Source organism: Bifidobacterium sp. ESL0763 (assembly GCF_029433395.1).
Classification (GTDB): Bacteria; Actinomycetota; Actinomycetes; order Actinomycetales; family Bifidobacteriaceae; genus Bifidobacterium.
The window spans coordinates 1,240,596-1,256,101 of sequence record NZ_JAQTHW010000002.1; the positions used below are offsets into that span (position 1 = coordinate 1,240,596).

Here is a 15,506-nt window from a genome sequence, read left to right on the forward strand (position 1 = left end):
TCCTGGGGCTTGTTATCTCCGGGCTGCCTGTTTTATTCCCGAAGCCGCCTGCTCCCGGGACCCGTCATTTCTTCTTGGTCTTGACTCCCCCGAAACGGCGGTCGCGGTGCACGTAGTGGTCGATCGAGCGCCACAGCGCCTGCCGGCCGTAGTCCGGGAAGAGCTCCGGGGCGAAATCGAGTTCGGCGTAGGCGGCCTCCCATGGCAGGAAATTGGAGGTGCGCTGCTCGCCTGAGGTGCGGATGACCAGGTCGCAGTCGGGGATGTCGGGATTGTAGAGGTGCTCGGCGAGCATCCTCTCGGTGACGCGGTCGCCGCTGATCCTGCCGTCGCGCACCTCGCGGGCGATGGCGGCCGCGGCGTCGGCGATCTCGGCCCGTCCGCCGTAGTTGATGCAGAAGACCACGTCGATCGTTTTGTTGTGCTTGGTGCGCTCCATGGCGACCTCGAGCTCGTCGATCACCGATTTCCACAGGCGCGGCCGACGGCCCGACCAGCGCACGCGCACGCCCCAGTCGTCCATCTGCGCGACGCGGCGGTGGATGATGTCGCGCGAGAAGCCCATGAGGAAGCGGACCTCCTGCGGGCTGCGCTTCCAGTTCTCGGTGGAGAAGGTATAGAGGCTCAGGTAGCGCACGCCGGCCTCGATAGCGCCGGCGATGGTGTCGAAGACGACCGGTTCGGCGGCCTGGTGGCCATCGGTGCGAATCAGGCCGCGCTCCTGCGCCCAGCGTCCGTTGCCGTCCATGATCACGCCGATGTGACGGGGCACCTTCGCCTTGGGGAAGTCCGGTATGATCGCCGGGTCGGAGAACGGCGCCGCCGGAACGTCGAGGGACGTATAGTCCATGTGTTGAAAAGCCATATTACGAATCTAACAACCTCATCGAACGAATGGGGCGTTCCAGGTAATATTCTCCCCATTCTTCAACAAGTCGGCGTGTTTCGGCGTTCAGTGGCTCGCCGTCGAGCACGCTCCAGTCGCCGTCGACGAGCGCCTCGATCTGGGCGCGGACGTCGAGGTCGATGCGCCGGGCGTCGGGGGTGTGGTCGGCGGAGCACATCACGCCGCCGGAGACCACGGAATAATAGTCGAGGTGGTCGTGCGTGCCGCACACCACGCAGGATGACAGGCGCGGGCTCCAGCCGGCCAAGGAGAGCGAGCGCATCAGAAACGAGTCGCCGATGGCCGGCGCCGGGTGCTTCGCCCTGGCCAGGGCCGCCAGCGCGCCGATGAGGAGCAGGTATTGCCGCTCGGCCGGCTCGCGCTCGGTGGAGACGATCTTGTCGCAGGTCTCGACCATGACGTTGGCTGCGGTATAGGCCTCGTAGTCCGCGCAGATCCGGGCGGCGTAGGCCGAGATGGAGGCGGCCTGGGAGACGACGTCGAGCGAGCGCCCCTCGGCGATGAACAGGTCGCAGCGCATGAACGGCTCGAGCCTGCCGCCGAAGCGTGACTTGGTGCGGCGCACGCCCTTGGCCACGGCGCGCACCTTGCCGTGCCGGCGCGTGAGAATGGTGATGATGCGGTCGGCCTCGCCGAGCTTCACGGTCCTCAACACCACGCCCTCATCACGATACAACGCCATGCCACACCTCCCCTCCTGTTCCGTCAACACCATACAACGCGCTCCGCCCGCGCCGCCGAGGGCTCCATGTCGCGCCGCATCTCGTTCCCGATTACCGGATGATCCGGACGGTTCGGTCCTTTCCTGCCTCTAACGGACAAGACTGCGACCGGATGACGGCTAGTAGACGAAGAAGCCCCAGAAGGCGAAGACCAGCAGCACGCCGAACATCGCGGCGGCGGTGACCCAGAAGTATACGCGGCCGAAACGTCTGGAGGCCAGCACCGGCTCGCGGCCGCTGACCACGTCGCGGATGGCGGCCCTGCTCGGCGGCAGCTGCGCGATGCCACGGCCCTGCGCCACCTCGGCGAGACGGGCCAGCACCCGCGACCACGCCCAGACCACCAGGGTGGAAACCAGTTGGACGACCGGCCAGCTCCAGTGCATCATGCCCGGGTCCTCGTCGGGCGCGCCGCCCCAGCCGAGCCTGACCACGGCCATGATGACCTGCCCCAGTCCCGATGCGAAGAGCACCAGCGTGGCCAGGGTGGTCACGGCGATGACCAGCAGCTCGCCGCCGAAACCATGCAGGAAGCCGAACACCTTGGCCTTGCCGTTGCGACGGCGCAGCAGTCGCACGGCCTTCAGCACGAGCGCCGCCAACGCCATGAGCAGCGAGACGAGCAGCAGCGCCGCCGTGGCGATGTGGATGGCGAAGCCGTAGACGGTGAGCGTGCGGTCGCCGTGCAGCTCGGTGGGCACGGCGATGGACTGGTGGATGGTGGCTCCGGCCACCGGCTCGCTGGTCTGGCGCAGGCCGGCCAGGGTGCCTTCGGTCCAGGTGGTCATGTCGTTGACGTAGTCGTCGGCCAGGGGCGTGCCTTCCTCGGCCTCGTCGCCCAGGCGCAGCACATGGTTGCCCACGGAGTAGCTGCGCACGGTGACGTTGCGGTTGCCGGCCCGGTGCGCCGAGTCGAGGATGTGGGCGGTGCCCTCCACTTGGGCGGTCATCACGTCCTTGGAGCCGTAGGCCACCATGGTGGGGATGGCGTAGCCGCGCGGCAGGTCGACGTCGATGTCGAAGTTGCTGCCGAACTTGCCCAGGTCGGCGTGGAAGAGCCTGCGCACGATGGACTGGTAGCCGTCGTGCGCACCCACGAGCGAGAAGTCCTGGGCGACGAAGAAGCCAAGCGACTGCCGGGGCGCGTAGACCATGGGGCTGAGCAGTATCTGAAAAGCGATGTGACGGTCGTTCTGGACCATGTACTGCGCGATCCAGGTGCTTTCGGAGGTCGCGTAGATGCCGACCTTGCCGGAGTCGACGGAGGGCAGGCCGCGCAGGTAGCTCACGACCTTGTCGTAGGCCACGGCGCTGGCCGGGTAGTCGCGGGTGATGGTGCCGGTGGACCACAACGGCTTGTCGGGCACGGCGGTCACGAATCCGGCGGAGGCGAAATCGGTGGCCACGTCGCCGAACGAGTTGTCGCTCATCCCCCGGCCCGCGCCGTGCATGAAGACCATGCCGGGCCGTGAGCCGGGGGCGCCCACCGGTTCGCGCACGAGCACGCGCATGTGCTGCACCTCGCCGGTCTCGGCGCGCCTGATGTCGATGTTCAGATGCCGGGAGGCGACGCGGTAGGTGCCCTTCGCGGGCATAGCGACACCTTGGGGATTGTCGAAGGATACGGCGGTGCCGGGGGCTAGGGTCTCCATGCTCTGCCCGGTGGGCTCGATGGCCCAGGGCACGCTGGTGAGGCTGGAGACGGTGACGAGCAGGCCCAGCAGGATGATGAAAATGGGGACCGTGACCAGCACACGCTTGCCAAGTCCCCAACCGGTATTGCCTTGTTCCCGCTCAGTCGTCTTATCGGCCGATGTGGAACTCATCGAACCCGCTTGGACGGCGTTGCGGAAGGCGAGATGCGCAGCTTACTGCTCACTGGCGTCGTGGCCCGGCTTCGCATCGAAGCCCTTGAAGGAAAGATCCGGGATGCCCATGTCGTCCTTGCCGGTGGCCGGAGCTTCGGGCTGCGCGGCGAAGGTGGTGGTCGGCAGCTCGGAGGAGGGAACCGCGGAATCCGGGGCACCCTGCGAAGCCAAGGCGGCCAGCGAGGAGTTGCCGGCGTCCTTGGAACCGGCGGCCGCGTCGGCCGACGTGGCGGGAGCGGCATACGTGGAGGTGGCCTCGTTCGGCAGCGTGGGCACGACGGGGGCCGCGGCGGCGACCGGGGCCGTTGCGGCAGCGGTGTCCGTGAACAGCGGCGAGACCGAAGAAGTGGTCTGCGCAGCGGGCTGGGCCGCAGCCGGCTGGGCGGCGGCAACGGAGCCGGCGTCATCCGAAAGCGGAGCCTGCGGCGTGCCCTTGGCGGCCTCGTAGTTGGCGAGGCGCTGGTAGGACTCGATGCGGCTGAGCAGCTGCACGCAGGAATCGAAGTAATAGTCGACCTGGCGCTCGTCGTAGCCCTTCTTGCCCTTGCGCTGGGTGAAGATGGCGTTGGAGACGGTGCTGGAGTTGAAGTTGGCGAGATCCTTCGCCTCGCCCGGCGTCATGGTCTTGATGCCGAGGTCGTCGGAGGTGCGCACGACGACCTGGTCGATGAGCTGGTCGACCTGCTTGACGTCGTAGGAGGGATGCTTGGAAAGCGCGCGGGCGAAGCGCTCCTTCGGCGTGCGCGAGGCGTGGTCGCGCACCAGCTGGTAGAGGCGGTCGGTCTCGGCCTTCCATGCCACGCGGCCGTTGTTGGCGATCTGGCGGGCGGTCTGCCTGTCGACCACGGCGTGCTCGAGCCTGGCGAGGGCCGCGTCGACCTCGGCGATCACATAGCCGCCCTTGCTGAAGGCGAATGCGGAGCTCTGGATGTCCTGCTGGGTCAGCTCGTCGCCGCCACGGTCATAGAGCTCGTGGGCATGTTCGAGGAACGCATCGACCTGGTCCGGGTCGTAACCCCACTTGTGCTTGCTGGTGTATTCGATCCCGGTCGTATTCTGATTATTGGTCGCGTTGTCAACCATCGAACCTGCCTCCTGAAAAGAATTCTCAATAGTTTTTAGTGTACTGGGTCGCAGCGACTCCGCCGACACAATCCATCAGGTGTGAACGATTTCATCACGCTTCGATTCCCTGAGTTTCGCAGGTGACCCACAGTCGCTCACCGACCTGCCTTTTCATCGATGAGTCTATGCGGCGTCATCCTTCTCACCTTGATTCCGTCGGACGGAAACGTTTCTACCTCCAACACCATCCGCTGAGACGCGAAACCGGAACAAATACCCCTGTGCATGCCTTCGTAGGCGGCAATTGCCTTGCGCGGAAGCGCCTCATCGGCGTCCACGTCCCGAACATAGCCCGACACACCCTTATAAAAAGGGAACCCGCATCCGCAAGCCTGATCATCATGAAACTCATTTGACCTCCACCCATCTGACATACCGGTTCAACATCAAACCGGGAAACGAGCCAATCGCCAGCAGACAGATGCCGAAAACCACCCAATACCGGTCACGCGCGGCAAACACACCCACCGCCGTGAGCACACACAGCACCGGCATATAACGGCACAGCAGCGACACCACACGCTTCACTCTCATGCTCCTATGCAATGCCAGCACCAACGCCCCCGCGCCCACAACCACCAATGTCAGCGCCGCCACCGCCAACGCAGCCAAATCAGACCACGGCATCACACGCCCCAGAGCAACGGGATGGTGCACCAAAAGGTCGCCGGCACCAAGGCCAATCGCCACCAAACACCAGAGCAACAAGCCCATCAGCAGATAGACGAATCCCAGACTTCCCATGATTACGCGCAACCGCAACGGATGCAACGACCAGAACTCGTCATCCGACATCGCCCACGGCCCCATCAGCTTCGAAAAACGATCACGCAGCCTCATCGCCCACCTCCGATCGAACAGGCGGTGGATACGGCATCAAGCCGGGAACCCGCCGCACCTTTATCAGCCCTGACCTCTTTGTCCGCCATTGTCGTTCGCCGTCTTCCGGCATGCTAGCATGCAGCAAGGTCGTCGGGGCTGCCCATCGCCGCCAACGGCACGGCACGCCAATCCGCCGACACCCCGCTGGGCAACGGTTGCGATAACCTGAATAGGTCTTCGGGCAATTAGCTCAGTTGGTTAGAGCGCCACCTTTACACGGTGGATGTCAGGGGTTCGAATCCCTTATTGCCCACATCGCCAAACGCTTGGAATCCACGCGGTTGCAGGGGTTGATAGGTATACCAAACACCCTTTCACATCACGATTAATTCTGCTCTATCATGCCACCAGCCGGGCGAAACGGGCGCGCCATGGCGCCATCTGGCATAATGGAGCCTACGGAACGGCCGGAGACACGCTTTCCGCGCCCTTCCGCGCAATCCACAAACCAACCATCAGCGGCGACAGCCAACACCTATTTATTTGCGTGGCGGCCCGCGAGCAGCAAAGGAGGCCCACATGGCCGAAACATTCAACGCCAGCACAACCAACCCCGCGGTGCCCCAGAGCTCATCGGACATCTTCGACGCCCCCATCGCCCAGGCCGACCCCGAGATCGCCGCGCTGATCGGCAAGGAACTGGGCCGCCAGCGCGACGGCCTGGAGATGATCGCCTCCGAGAACTTCGTGCCGCGAGCGGTGCTCGACGCCCAGGGCTCGGTTCTGACCAACAAGTACGCCGAAGGCTACCCCGGGCGCCGCTACTACGGCGGCTGCGAGTTCGTCGACGGCGTCGAAACGCTGGCCCGCGAGCGCGCCAAGTCCCTCTTCGGCGCCGAGTTCGCCAACGTGCAGCCCCATTCGGGCGCGCAGGCCAACGCCGCCGTCTACCAGGCGCTCATCAAGCCGGGCGACACCGTGCTGGGCCTGGCGCTCGACCACGGCGGCCACCTCACCCACGGCACCAAGATGAACTTCTCCGGCAAGTTCTACCATGCCGAGTCCTACGGGGTGAACCCCGACACCTTCCTGATCGATCCCGAGATCATCCGCCAGCGCGCGCTAGAGGTCCATCCGCAGCTCATCATCGGCGGCTGGAGCGCCTACCCGCGCATCGAGGACTTCAAGGCGCTGAAGGAGATCGCCGACGAGGTGGGCGCGAAGCTGTGGGTCGACATGGCCCACTTCGCCGGCATGGTGGCCGCCGGCCTGCACCCGAGCCCCGTGCCCTACGCCGACGTGGTCTCCTCCACCGCGCACAAGACGCTGGGCGGGCCGCGCTCCGGCTTCATCCTCGCGAAGAAGGAATACGGCAAGAAGATCAACTCCGCCGTCTTCCCCGGCCAGCAGGGCGGGCCGCTGATGCACATCATCGCCGCCAAGGCCGTGGCCTTCAAGGTCGCCGGAACGGATGCCTTCAGGCAGCGCATGGAGCGCACGCTCGAGGGCGCGCGGATCCTGGCCGAACGTCTCAACGCACCCGACGTGGCGGCCCAGGGCATCACCGTCCTGACCGGCGGCACCGACGTGCACCTGGTGATGGTCGATCTGAGGAACAGCGAGATGGACGGATTGACCGGCGAGAACCTGCTGGCGCAGTGCGGCATCACCGTCAACCGCAACACCGTGCCCTTCGACCCGCGCCCGGCCTCCGTGGCCTCCGGCCTGCGCATCGGCACCTCGGCACTGGCCACCCGTGGCTTCGCCGCCCCGCAGTACGAGGAGGTGGCCGACATCATCGCCACCGCCCTGGCCGCCGGTCCGAGCGCCGACGTGGAGACCCTGCGCGCCCGCGTCACCAAGCTGACCGAGGACTTCCCGCTCTACCCCGGGCTGTGAACTCAGGGATAATAACAACGTAAAGGAAGGCTGACGTTCACGAATTAAACACCGTGAATGTCAGCCTTCCTTTATGGCAATTGGAGGCGCATTTATTCGATTCTGGCCTCATAAATATTGCTTGATATCCCGAATCAAGTTAATACTTGACGAGGCGACTCTCTCCATCACGACCAGGCCGAGTAGGAAGCTCACCTTCCACCAAGCCTTCTTCTTTCAGCGCTTGATATGCCACGTCGGGAAATTCCGCGATCAATGACTTCAACTGGTTGGTACGGTATTCCTCACGACTCTTAGTCAGAACCGCTTGCCATGAATCAGCGACGTCGATATGGAACTCATATATCGCCATCTGCAACAAATCCTCAAGCCCCGGTCGAAATCTATCGCCACCAACCGGAATATGCAATGACGAGAACGTGGGGAAAGCCCCATCGTCCAGATATTTTTTCCGACGGCTTTTGCTACGCACTCCACCCGAGCAAGCCAACATGAGGCGTGTGGCCGTATCGTTCGTTCCATAAACATTGATATGAGCGCTGGGAATCTGTGAGCTCACGCGTCTAAGAAAATCGAATCTGATGATTGGAACATGCTCGTCCTGCCCGGAAAGCATCAACAAGGACTTGTCGATCTGTAGCCAGCTTCTGTCCTTGCGACAGCTGCAATCGAACATCAGTGAAAGGTTCAGCGCATGTTCACCACCACAAAACAGAGGAATACCATCTCCATTCTGCCTAATCGTATAACTGGTGCGGCCACCCCGCGCATAATGACCCTCGACTTGATCAAGATAACTGATTTCTTGATTCCCTAGAACTCCCTGCAACAGTGCTTCCAAGCGACCGACAAATTCGGTGACCTGTTCCTCGGCGCTGAGTTGGTCGACCATATCAATCACTCACCATTCAGTAAGTAATAGAAGCTGTCTATCCGCTGCAGGGCTAGCATCTCATCAAGAGAAATCATGTTGCGCTTCTCTTTAGAACGCAACCTCTCCTCACCACCGAAAGGAACGGCTGTGTCTTTGATCTTCTGGAGAATATCCCCATCCGAAAGCATAACTGGCTTATCCACAACAATATGCTTTCGAGGCGAAGATGTCGCAATCGCCACCATTTCAACCACCTTTGCTCGCATACCTTACGTAACTAACGCTAACATAAACGGCAACCATGCATAGTTGTCGTTTCGAATCCGTCCAATAGGACCCATTGCAGCAGTAATGCACTCAGTACTAATACCGCATTGTTTCGCTCAGCCGATGACGAACGGCGGAAGGCCTACCTGCCCTTGCCGAAGGCGCGCAGGTGGATGCCGTTCCAGTCGGCCGAAACCGTGAGCGGGGTGGCCGCGTTCATGCCGGCGGTCTTCGCCGCGGACTGGACGGTGACCGAGCTGGCGGCGCCGGGACGACCCGGCTTGGGGGTCAGCACCCACAGGGGCCCGTCCTCGCCGAGCACACTGTGCGCGTCCATGATGGTGTCGGAGAGACCGTCCTCGTCGTCCCCGTCGCGCCACCAGATGATGACGCCATCGACCGCGGATCCGTAGTCCTCGTCGACGAGGTCCTCTCCGGTCAGTGTCATGATCTTCTGTCGAATCGACTCACTCACGTCGTCATCCCACAGCCACTCCTGCACGATGTCTCCAGCGTGGAAACCGAATTCCTCAGCGTTTTGCGATGCCGTTTCATTCACCCCTTCAATATAGCAAATACGCGCGAACACTCGCCCGCACCGTCAAAATCCCGGACGATGACCAGACAGGCGCCGGCCGACCGTCCGGAGCCTCCACAAGCCGCTCCCCTAGGCCGCGGTGCAGTGCGGCAACAAACCGCCTTGCCCGCTGCCGATGGCCTTGACGGCCTTGTAGGCGTCGGCCAGCGTGGAGACCCTCACGTCGCGCAACCCGGCGGGCACATGGCCCACCACCTCGTCGCAGTTCGACGCCGGCGCCAGGAACCACGTGGCCCCGTCGCGCCTGGCGCCCAGCATCTTGAGCCGAATACTGCCGATCTGACCCACCTTACCGGATTTGGAGATGGTGCCGGTGCCGGCGATGACCCTGCCGCCGGTCTCGTCGGCGGGGGTGAGTTTGTCGATGACCCCGAGCGCGTACATCATGCCGGCCGAGGGACCGCCGATGTCGTCGACGTGCATGCTCACCTTCGCGCCCTTCACGTCGATGCCACGCGACCGGGCGAACGCGAGCGCCGCGGCGCCGGCCGAATCCTGCGAGCCGGTCATCTCCTTGCTGGAGTCCTTCTCATAGTCCTTGGCGGACTGGCCGACCGGGAAGACGGCTTCGGTGGGCAGCACCTCCTGATGGGGGTCGAACCAGGCGATCAGTGTCTGCCAGCCCATGGCGGGGGATCCGGGGATGCCCTGCACGTTGGCGGTCAGCAGCAACAGCTTGCCCCGGCTCTTGTAGGTCTTCACGCCCTTGATGCCGATGACCTGCCTGCCGTCGACGCTGGCGAGCACGTCCTGGGTGGGGCCCGGCGACTCGATGACGTAGGGGCTGGGCAACGCCAGGACCGCCAGGCACAGCGCCACGCAGACGAGGCCGGCGAAATACCGCGGGGAATGGCGGGAGAAAAAGCGTTTGAGGGATGGCCAGACGCCTCGGCCGGCCGCCACCGCGCTGTCCGCCGTGCCAGCGCCCGCGCCATCGGGCCCGAGCCCCTGAACCACATCCGTCGTCGCACCGGAGCCGGCTCCGGTCCCGTTCGTCCCCTGCGTGCCTTGCCGCCGCTTTCGTGCCATAGCCACCAGTATGCCACGCGCCCGGACTCGCACGGCTCCCCCGCTCCCCCGCCTCCCGCCCGGCCCGGACCGCATGGAGAACGATATCGTGCCTCCGCGCGTATTCCTCATGGGCATAAGACCACACGAACCAATATCATGGAACCACCAACGACCGTCACGATCATGGCGCGAAAGCCCCAAGGACAAAGGAAGCAACGGTATGGACGAGAACGCGATTCACCAATGGCTGATCGAATGCTTTGGCCAGGTTCAGGGCGACATGGCCTTCAACCAGCTCAACGCCCTGCCGGACGCGCTCAAGGAGCAGCTCTTCAGCCAGGCGAACCTGCCCAAGCCCCAAGAGGTGCAGGCGCTGATGCAGGCGTTCACCTCCAGCGGACTCAACACCGTCGGCGACATGCAGGGCGCCGCCGAGCAGGGGCCCATCAACGTGCGCCTCGCCTCGTCCATCGCCCTGGGCCAGGCCAATGACGAGTCCAGCGAGAAGAGCGTGAGCGCCGAGAACGGCGAGGCGGTGCGCCGGGCCATGACCGAGGCGAACCTGTGGCTCGACACGGCCTGCGAGCTCGACCCCGCGCCGGGCACGCCCCAGGCCTTCACGCGCGCCGACTGGGTCAACGCCACCATCGACTCGTGGGCGAAGTTCGCCAGCCCGGTGGAGCGGTCCATGAGCGACGCGCTCTCCTCGGTGATCTCGGAGCGTTTCGGCGACAGCTTCGGCGAGGGCACCATCGCGGGCATCTTCGCCGGCCCCGTCCCCATCCAGATTCCCGACAGCATGAAGGACCCGGCGCAGATCATGCGCATGGTGGGCAACATGGCCTATTCGATGCAGCTGGGGCACGCGGCGGGCAACCTCTCGCACGAGGTGCGTGGCAGCTTCGACCAGGGCATCGCCCTGCAGAAGAACCCGGCGGGGGCGCTCATCGCCCAGAACGCCGTGGAATACGCGAAATCGTTGCAGATCGACCAGGACGAGGTGCTCGCATTCCTGGCCCTCGAGGAGGTGGCGCACGCCAGGCTCTTCGCGCACGTGCCGTGGCTCATGCCCCGCTTCGAGGCGCTGATCGGCAAGTACGCGCGCGGCGTGAGCATCGACCTCGACGCCATGGAGGAGCAGCTGCGCGAGGCCACCTCGATGAGCCCCGAGTCGATCTCCGGGGCCGTGGACCTCACCAAGGTGGGCATCGCCGACACCCCCGAGCAGAAGGAGGCCATGAAGAGCCTCGAGACGCTGCTGGCGCTGGTCGAGGGCTGGGTGGACTGCGTGACCTGGAGGGCCGGCATGGCCCATCTGCCGCATATCGACCAGCTGCGCGAGATGGTGCGGCGCGAGCGCGCGGTGGGCGGCCCCGCCGAGCAGACCTTCGAGAGCCTGCTGGGCCTGCAGCTGCGCCCCAAGCGCATGCGCGAGGCGGCCGCGGTCTGGGAGAGGATCGGCGCCGAACAGGGCGACGAGGCGCGCGACAGCAAGTGGTCGCACCCCGACCTGCTGCCGCAGCTGCCCGACAGCGACGGTGACGACGACAAGGCGCGGCTGGGTGACGGTGGCGACACCACGACGCAGGGACCGGCGGATGACGAAGGCAAGGCCGGCACGTCTGGCGCCGAGGGCACTGGCGAAACGACTGCCGGCAACGAATCCCGGGAATCGAGTTCGCATATCGATTGGGACGCCGAGCTGAGCAAGCTGCTCGACGACGAGGGCAAGGCCGGCCACGGGGACGATGCGGATCCCGAGAATCCCGGCAAGGACGATACCGATTCCAGCAATGGACACGATTCGGAAAATCCGGACAATACCGATGAAGGCGACGACAAACCCGCCGAGAGCTGAGTGATTCTGGCACGGTCCGTCCGGATTCCATGGGGCGGCATTCAGACACGAACTGGATGCCGCCCCATCATTTGTGTATGTGGAGACATCACGTCCTGTCGCAGACGAACGTACCTGAATGGTGGCGCGAGGGCATGCCGCCCCTGAACTAGAGGAACCTGCTCGGTGAGCGCGAGAAGGTGGACGCCGCGTCCTTGCTGCGCGCGTAGGAGAGGTGCAGGGAGTCCTCGGCGCGGGTGACGCCGACGTACATGAGCCGTCGCTCCTCCTCCAGCTCGGGGCCGGGCGCGGGCGAGCCGTAGGGCAGCAGGCCCTCGGAGCAGCCGACGAGGAAGACGTTGCCGAACTCGAGGCCCTTGGCCGCGTGGATGGTGGAGATGGTGACCCCCGGCTCGGCGCGCAGGGCGAGCGCCTCCAACGCGTCGCGCCTGGCCTGGTCGGCCTCTCCCAGCGCCGACTGCCGCCAGCCGGCGTCGCGCCTGGTGCGGTAGGGGATGCTCTGCTCCTTCAGGGCCCGCACGAAGAGCCGCTGCTGGGAGTTCAGGCGGGTGAGCACCGCGCAGTCCGAGGGCTTGGCCCCATCCTGGATGAACCGGGCGATGCGCTGGGCCACCCCGCGCGCCTCCTGTTCGTCATCGTCGTAGACCGTCCTCACCACGCGCATGCCCTTGCCGCGCGGCGAGACCAGGCGCAGGTAGTCCTCGCGGTTGGGCGCGGAGGCCAGCACGCGGTTGGCGCAGGAGACGACCTGCGGGGTGGAGCGGTAGTCGCGGCTCAGATCGATGTCGGCGCTCAGCGGGCCGAACTCGTCGGCGAAATGCAGCAGGCCATAGCTGGAGGCGCCCGCGAAGGAATAGATGGTCTGGGCGGGGTCGCCCACCACGCATACGTTGCGGTTGCCCTTGAGCCACAGCGTCATCAGCCTGTGCTGCAGCGGCGAGACGTCCTGGTACTCGTCGACGGTGAGCCAGCCGATGGAGCGGCGTATCGAGGCGGCCTGCTCATCGAAGGCGTCGAGCACGTGGCAGTCCAGCAGCAGGATGTCGTTGAAGTCCATCTGCCCCAGCGCGGTCTTCTCGTGCTCGTAGGCCTCGTAGACCTCGGCGAAGCGGTCGGGCTCCAGGCCGGCCGGGGGCACGCGGTGGGTGGCGGCGCAGACCCTCGCGTAGTCGTCGGGGGCGATGAGGGAGACCTTGGCCCAGTTGATCTCTGCGAGCAGGGCGCGGTTGGCCATCTCGTCGGACTCGTCGCCGTCGCCGGCGCGCCTGATCGCCCGGGCGACGATGTCGTTGAGGTCGGTGGCCACGCGCGGGAAGGGCGCCTCGGTGATCTCGGGCCACACCCGGCGCAGCTGGTGCAGGGCGGCGGAATGGAAGGTGGCGGCGCGCACCCCCTCGCCCACGCCCAGGGCGGCCAGGCGCTTCTTCATCTCCTCGGCCGCGCGCACCGAGAAGGTGACCGCCAGCGTGCGCCCCTCCTGCCATCTGCCGCTTTTGCAGGCGTAGGCGATGCGGCGGGTGACCGTGCGGGTCTTGCCCGCACCCGCGCCCGCCATGATGCGCACCGGGCCGTCGGTCGCCGTGGCCGCCTGCAGCTGCGAGGAATCCAGTCCCTCCAGCATCGCCTCCGCTTGATCGCTCATGGCTCCCATTGTGCCAGCGGGGCTGGTCCCGACGGGCGCGGGGCCGCGGTCGCGAAAGGCATCGTAGGGGATAGACGAAAAGGGTTATGCAAGGCGAATAAGGACACACGATGTATTAGTCTTGTACTGTGACTTTAGCTAAGAACCTCAAGCTTGCGGCGCTCGCCTCCGCCGCCATGCCCAACGTCGCCGTGGCCGGCGTGCGCGAAAGCGGGCAGGACAGCGCCACGGACGATCGCATGGGCATCATTCACGCCGTCGTGCAGGATGCCTCGGGCCGCGGCTATGACGTGTTCGCCTCCGACAGGGACGCCGGACGCAAGCGCCTGCTGCGGCGCGCCAAGGCCGCCAGGACCCTCGAGCGCTCGCGCGCGGTGGGCGGGCTCGGCTTCGCCACCGACCGCGTGGTGGCCTTCTGCGACGCCGGCGAGAAGAGCGCGACCGGCGACCACGCCGTGCTGGTGGTGCCCTACGCCGAGGGCGAGGCCCGGCAGCTCGACCTGCTGACCCTCGAGGACGCCTCGAGCGTGGGCACGGCCATCGGCGCCATCCACCGCCAGAGCTCCGGCTTCCTCACCGAGCACCACTACCCCACCTTCACCACCGGGCAGATCCGCGCGCAGCTGACCGCCTGGATCAAGCGGCTGCAGCAGGCCGGCCACGTGCCCCCGGCCATCACCTCGAGCTGGGCGAGGATCATCGAGACCGACGGCCTCTGGTCCTTCTCCACCTGCCTGGTGCACGGCGGGTTCATGGACGGCGACTTCATCTTCTCCGGCTCGTCGATCACGGCCGTGAGTAACTGGCAGAACATGCAGGTCAACGACCCGGCGCGCGACCTGGCGTGGATGTTCGCCAAGATGGACGACGCGCACCGCAGCGCGCTGATGGGCTCCTACGGGCGCATGCTCGGCGCGCACAGCGACGGGCTGATCATGCTGCGCGCCAACCTGTGGCTGCAGATGGAGCAGGTCGGCGATTTCATCGAGGCCCTCAACCAGGCCGATAACGCCAAGATCACACGGTTCAAGGCGCAGGTGGAGCATCTCGCCCACCAGCTAACCGTGGTGACCAACCGCGCCACCTCGGCCTCCAGCCAGGCCATCGCCGCCACGGTCGCCCGCCAGGCCAAGCCCGCGCGGGACGATGAGGACGACGACAGCACCAACGCCTCGAATCCCGTCGAGGCCGACGACGCGACCGGCGAAAGTGACGCGACCGGTTCGGCCGAGATCCTGCACGCCCAGGAGGACTCCACCGCGAGCCGTCCCGTCGCCGCGGCCGGATCGACGGCGCATCCCAAGGCTTCGGCGCATTCAGCGCGGGCTTCGCGGCCGACGCCCGACATGCCCTCGCCCTCCTCCAGCGCCACGATGGTGCTCACCGAGGCCGGCAAGGCGTCCGCGGTGCAGGAGCCGCTTGACCGCCACGACGCCCACCGTCCCGACGATTCCGCGCCGACGACGCTCATCCCGCTGCTCGAACGCGAGGAGCGCGCCCTGCACGACGCGCAGGCCGGACTCGAGGAATACGAGGAGCGCGAAGGCGAACGGCGGCACGATGCCGAGGCCGAGGTCGTGGACTCCACATCGGGACGCGAGGAGGCCGTACAGACGACGGCCCCGCAGGACGATGACGTGGACGGCGATAAGGCCGACACCGATGCGCATGCCGACGGGACCGACGGTGGCAGCGACGAAACCGACGCCGCTGACACCACGTCCAGCAGCGATGCCACCGGTGACGAAACCGACGCCAACGGCAGCGACTCGGACGACGATAAGGACACGGCGACGGACGATGCCTCCGCATCCGAAAATGACGCCGCTGGCAGCGACACCGATGACGACGATGACAACGCCGATACCGATGATGATGCTGCCTCGTCCGACGACAAGGCGTAACCAACGGCA

Annotated in this window: 12 protein-coding genes, 1 tRNA gene and 1 pseudogene; 4 read left to right on the top strand and 10 right to left on the bottom strand. The window is 65.5% G+C overall.

The annotated features are described in order from the left end of the window. Positions 1-64 precede the first annotated feature (64 nt). The 5 genes from PT282_RS05895 to PT282_RS05915 form a co-directional block, all read right to left on the bottom strand. Complete coding sequence (locus PT282_RS05895) at positions 65-865, bottom strand: isoprenyl transferase (RefSeq protein WP_277168607.1); 801 nt, start codon at positions 863-865, stop codon at positions 65-67. Between the two features lies 1 nt (position 866). Beyond that, on the bottom strand, positions 867-1,589 hold the full coding sequence (gene recO / locus PT282_RS05900; protein WP_277168608.1) for a DNA repair protein RecO: 723 nt from the start codon (positions 1,587-1,589) through the stop codon (positions 867-869). A gap of 159 nt (positions 1,590-1,748) precedes the next feature. Beyond that, complete coding sequence (locus PT282_RS05905; protein ID WP_374114146.1) at positions 1,749-3,455, bottom strand: alpha/beta hydrolase; 1,707 nt, start codon at positions 3,453-3,455, stop codon at positions 1,749-1,751. Between the two features lie 42 nt (positions 3,456-3,497). Continuing rightward, a complete protein-coding gene (locus PT282_RS05910) occupies positions 3,498-4,580 on the bottom strand; it encodes a DivIVA domain-containing protein (protein WP_277168609.1) in 1,083 nt (360 codons plus the stop codon). 390 nt (positions 4,581-4,970) lie between these two features. Next, on the bottom strand, positions 4,971-5,462 hold the full coding sequence (locus PT282_RS05915) for a hypothetical protein (protein ID WP_277168610.1): 492 nt from the start codon (positions 5,460-5,462) through the stop codon (positions 4,971-4,973). A 221-nt stretch (positions 5,463-5,683) separates the two neighbouring features. On the opposite strand from PT282_RS05915, the gene PT282_RS05920 reads away from it, so the two are divergent. Both PT282_RS05920 and glyA read left to right on the top strand, forming a co-directional pair. Beyond that, positions 5,684-5,757: transfer RNA gene (locus PT282_RS05920), tRNA-Val, on the top strand. A 266-nt stretch (positions 5,758-6,023) separates the two neighbouring features. Beyond that, a complete protein-coding gene (gene glyA / locus PT282_RS05925) occupies positions 6,024-7,343 on the top strand; it encodes a serine hydroxymethyltransferase (protein WP_277168611.1) in 1,320 nt (439 codons plus the stop codon). A 139-nt stretch (positions 7,344-7,482) separates the two neighbouring features. Here glyA and PT282_RS05930 read toward each other — a convergent pair whose 3' ends face one another. The 4 genes from PT282_RS05930 to PT282_RS05945 all read right to left on the bottom strand — a co-directional run bounded on the left by PT282_RS05930 (position 7,483) and on the right by PT282_RS05945 (position 10,111). After that, complete coding sequence (locus tag PT282_RS05930) at positions 7,483-8,235, bottom strand: hypothetical protein (protein WP_277168612.1); 753 nt, start codon at positions 8,233-8,235, stop codon at positions 7,483-7,485. A 5-nt stretch (positions 8,236-8,240) separates the two neighbouring features. Continuing rightward, the gene (locus PT282_RS05935; protein ID WP_277168613.1) at positions 8,241-8,462 is read right to left on the bottom strand and encodes a hypothetical protein; all 222 of its coding nucleotides are present in this window, start codon (positions 8,460-8,462) and stop codon (positions 8,241-8,243) included. Positions 8,463-8,626: 164 nt separating this feature from the next. Beyond that, a complete protein-coding gene (locus PT282_RS05940) occupies positions 8,627-9,043 on the bottom strand; it encodes a DUF3052 domain-containing protein (protein ID WP_374114147.1) in 417 nt (138 codons plus the stop codon). A 108-nt stretch (positions 9,044-9,151) separates the two neighbouring features. Further along, complete coding sequence (locus tag PT282_RS05945) at positions 9,152-10,111, bottom strand: PDZ domain-containing protein (protein ID WP_277168614.1); 960 nt, start codon at positions 10,109-10,111, stop codon at positions 9,152-9,154. Between the two features lie 202 nt (positions 10,112-10,313). Here PT282_RS05945 and PT282_RS05950 point away from each other — a divergent pair, with 202 nt between their 5' ends. After that, positions 10,314-11,951: a zinc-dependent metalloprotease gene (locus PT282_RS05950; protein ID WP_277168615.1), complete on the top strand. Its 1,638-nt coding sequence runs from the start codon at positions 10,314-10,316 to the stop codon at positions 11,949-11,951. 148 nt (positions 11,952-12,099) lie between these two features. Here the strand turns inward: PT282_RS05950 and PT282_RS05955 are convergent, their stop codons facing one another. Then, complete coding sequence (locus PT282_RS05955; protein WP_374114148.1) at positions 12,100-13,602, bottom strand: ATP-dependent helicase; 1,503 nt, start codon at positions 13,600-13,602, stop codon at positions 12,100-12,102. 167 nt (positions 13,603-13,769) lie between these two features. On the opposite strand from PT282_RS05955, the pseudogene PT282_RS05960 reads away from it, so the two are divergent. Then, positions 13,770-15,137, top strand: a pseudogene (locus PT282_RS05960) (phosphotransferase); the annotation flags it as partial. Between the last annotated feature and the right edge of the window lie 369 nt (positions 15,138-15,506).

What these genes read in the sequence shown, in the direction of transcription:
- PT282_RS05895 (WP_277168607.1), bottom strand. Translation starts at nt 865, where the DNA reads ATGGCTTTTCAACACATGGACTATACGTCCCTCGACGTTCCGGCGGCG.
- recO (WP_277168608.1), bottom strand. Translation starts at nt 1,589, where the DNA reads ATGGCGTTGTATCGTGATGAGGGCGTGGTGTTGAGGACCGTGAAGCTC.
- PT282_RS05905 (WP_374114146.1), bottom strand. Translation starts at nt 3,455, where the DNA reads ATGAGTTCCACATCGGCCGATAAGACGACTGAGCGGGAACAAGGCAAT.
- PT282_RS05910 (WP_277168609.1), bottom strand. Translation starts at nt 4,580, where the DNA reads ATGGTTGACAACGCGACCAATAATCAGAATACGACCGGGATCGAATAC.
- PT282_RS05915 (WP_277168610.1), bottom strand. Translation starts at nt 5,462, where the DNA reads ATGAGGCTGCGTGATCGTTTTTCGAAGCTGATGGGGCCGTGGGCGATG.
- glyA (WP_277168611.1), top strand. Translation starts at nt 6,024, where the DNA reads ATGGCCGAAACATTCAACGCCAGCACAACCAACCCCGCGGTGCCCCAG.
- PT282_RS05930 (WP_277168612.1), bottom strand. Translation starts at nt 8,235, where the DNA reads ATGGTCGACCAACTCAGCGCCGAGGAACAGGTCACCGAATTTGTCGGT.
- PT282_RS05935 (WP_277168613.1), bottom strand. Translation starts at nt 8,462, where the DNA reads ATGGTGGCGATTGCGACATCTTCGCCTCGAAAGCATATTGTTGTGGAT.
- PT282_RS05945 (WP_277168614.1), bottom strand. Translation starts at nt 10,111, where the DNA reads ATGGCACGAAAGCGGCGGCAAGGCACGCAGGGGACGAACGGGACCGGA.
- PT282_RS05950 (WP_277168615.1), top strand. Translation starts at nt 10,314, where the DNA reads ATGGACGAGAACGCGATTCACCAATGGCTGATCGAATGCTTTGGCCAG.
- PT282_RS05955 (WP_374114148.1), bottom strand. Translation starts at nt 13,602, where the DNA reads ATGGGAGCCATGAGCGATCAAGCGGAGGCGATGCTGGAGGGACTGGAT.